Here is a 2,389-nt window from a genome sequence, read left to right on the forward strand (position 1 = left end):
ATCAACGCCGACCAGCTGCCGGTGAACCGTCCGCACGCCACCGCGGCCCGCACCCACGGCCGGGACGGCTACGCCTACGACGGCCGCCACGGCCGGGCGAAGAACTACGAGCCGAACAGCTTCGGCGGCCCCGCCGAGACCGGCCGGCCGCTGTGGCAGCCGGTCTCCGTCACCGGGGTCACCGGCAACATCGCGACCCCCTCGCACGCCGAGGACAACGACTTCGTCCAGGCGGGCAACCTCTACCGGCTGATGACGGAGGAGGAGAAGGGCCGCCTGATCGCCAACCTCGCGGGCTTCATCGCCAAGGTGTCGCGCGACGACATCGCGGAGCGGGCGATCGACAACTTCCGCCAGGCGGACCCCGACTACGGCAAGCGGCTGGAGGCCGCGGTCCAGGCCCTGCGCGGCTAGGGCGCTTGCCGTAAAAAACCGGAGAGGCCGGACGCCATGGGGCTCCGGCCTCTCCGGCTGCCTTGTGAGCGCCGGCGGCCGTGTCACGCCGTCAGCGCGGCCCCGTCCCGCCGCAGCCCCCCGCGCGCCACCCAGCAGCGGATGAGGTCCCGGACCGAGACGACGCCCACGGTCTCCTGGCCGTCCAGCACGATCAGATGCCGGAACTCCCCGCGTGACATGGCCGTGGCGGCCTCCTCCAGCGTCCACTCCGGCGCCGCGAAGACCACGTCCGACGTGGTGTGGCGGTGTGCCGTCTCCCGGTCCGGGTCGCAGCCGGCGCCGAGCGCGTTGAGGATGTCCCGTTCGGTGAGGATCCCGAGGCCGCTGGTGTCGGGATCGAGGACGACGGCCGCCCCGACCCGCCGCGCGGACATCAGCCGGGCGGCCTGCCTGAGGGTGTGGGCGGGGCCGATGGTGAGGACGATCGTGCTCATGGCGTCGCGGACGAGCATGGGCGGGCCACCTCCTGCGGGCGTTTTCACGCATTCACAAGCTGGTCCACAGCGTGACACGCGGCGCTTGCGCAGGGAAGGGGACCGCAGGGGTGGGCTTTGCCGGTTTTTTACGTCTTCTTTGAGGTTTCAGGCGGCCGAACGGGCTGGACCCGCCCCAGCCGCCGCCCCCGCGCTCCTCAGCCGCGCAGGTAGCCCAGCAGATCCTCGTGGAGCAGCCCGTTCGAGGCGGCGGCGTTGCCGCTGTGCGGGCCCGGCCGGCCGTCCAGGCCCGTGAACCGGCCGCCGGCCTCCTCCACGATGACGACGTTCGCCGCCATGTCCCACAGCGACAGCTCCGGCTCCGCGCAGATGTCCACCGAACCCTCGGCGACCATCATGTACGGCCAGAAATCGCCGTAGCCGCGCGTCCGCCAGCAGTCCCGCGTCAGGTCCAGGAAGCGCGGCAGCATCCCGCGCTCCTCCCAGCCCGACAGCGAGGAGTAGGCGAACGACGCGTCCGCCACGCGCTCCACGTTCGAGACCGTCAGCCGGCTCGCGGACGTCAGGCTGCGCCCGGTGTACGCGCCCGAGCCCTTCGCCGCCCACCACCGCCGGCCCAGCGCCGGGGCGGACACCACGCCGACGACCGGCTGGTAGTCGACGGTGCCCTCGTGCTCCGTCTGCACCATGAGGGAGATCAGCGTCGCCCACACGGGCACCCCGCGCACGTAGTTCTTCGTGCCGTCGATCGGGTCGATGACCCAGCGCCGCGGGCCGAGGCCCTCACCGCCGAACTCCTCGCCGAGCACGGCGTCGCGGGGCCGCGCCCGCTGGAGGTGACCGCGGATCAGCTCCTCGGCGGCCTTGTCGGCCTCGCTCACCGGTGTCATGTCCGGTTTGGTCTCGACCTTGAGGTCGAGGGCCTTGAACCGTTCCATGGTCGTCGCGTCGGCGGCGTCCGCCAGGACATGGGCCAAGCGCAGATCATCGTGGTAGTCGGACATAACAGGAACACTACCCGCGGCCCCCGCCCGCGCACGTGCGGCCCGCCCGGGCTCTTGACACCGTCTGGTGGTGCGTCAATTCTGTGGCCACAACCGTCGTGCGGCCGCCAGGCCCCGGGAGGCGACGATGCCCGCGGCACGAGAGCTCCTGCTGGACGCGGCCTACACGGCGCTCGGCACCCGCCCCTGGCACGGGGTCCGGATGGTCGACGTGGCGGCCGCCGCCGGGGTGTCCCGGCAGACCCTGTACAACGAGTTCGGCAGCAAGGACGGCCTGGCCCGCGCCCTGGTCCGGCGGGAGGCGGAGTCCTTCCTGGCCGGCGTGGAACGCTCGCTGGCCGACGCCGTCGGACGGGAGGACGCCGACGCCGGCGACTGCTGCGCGGCGGCGGCCGTGTGGACCCTGCGCACCGCGCGGGCCAACCCGCTGGTCCGCGCGGCGCTCACCGGCTGCCGCGGCGAGCGGCTGCCCGCCCAGGCGGTCCCCGCCGTACC

General features: G+C 73.1%; 4 protein-coding genes. 2 read left to right on the plus strand and 2 right to left on the minus strand.

From position 1 onward, the window contains the following. On the plus strand, positions 1–414 hold a 414-nt coding region (locus JNW98_RS34495), incomplete at its 5' end, for a catalase-related domain-containing protein (protein ID WP_308015701.1). Positions 415–497: 83 nt separating this feature from the next. Here the strand turns inward: JNW98_RS34495 and JNW98_RS34500 are convergent. Both JNW98_RS34500 and hisN read right to left on the minus strand, forming a co-directional pair. Further along, the gene (locus JNW98_RS34500; RefSeq protein ID WP_223772229.1) at positions 498–908 is read right to left on the minus strand and encodes a CBS domain-containing protein; all 411 of its coding nucleotides are present in this window, start codon (positions 906–908) and stop codon (positions 498–500) included. 179 nt (positions 909–1,087) lie between these two features. Continuing rightward, positions 1,088–1,894, minus strand: a complete 807-nt coding sequence (hisN, locus tag JNW98_RS34505) for a histidinol-phosphatase (protein WP_223772230.1) — start codon at positions 1,892–1,894, stop codon at positions 1,088–1,090. Between the two features lie 127 nt (positions 1,895–2,021). Between hisN and JNW98_RS34510 the strand changes: the two genes are divergently transcribed. Beyond that, a partial coding sequence (locus JNW98_RS34510; RefSeq protein WP_223772231.1) for a TetR/AcrR family transcriptional regulator occupies positions 2,022–2,389 on the plus strand: 368 nt, incomplete at its 3' end.

Origin of the sequence: Streptomyces huiliensis, from assembly GCF_020037025.1 — a bacterium.
GTDB classification, from domain to species: domain Bacteria; phylum Actinomycetota; class Actinomycetes; order Streptomycetales; family Streptomycetaceae; genus Streptomyces; species Streptomyces huiliensis.

Bases quoted from the DNA above. Each gene is read 5' to 3' on its own strand.
- JNW98_RS34500 (WP_223772229.1), bottom strand. From the start codon at position 908: ATGCTCGTCCGCGACGCCATGAGCACGATCGTCCTCACCATCGGCCCC.
- hisN (WP_223772230.1), bottom strand. From the start codon at position 1,894: ATGTCCGACTACCACGATGATCTGCGCTTGGCCCATGTCCTGGCGGAC.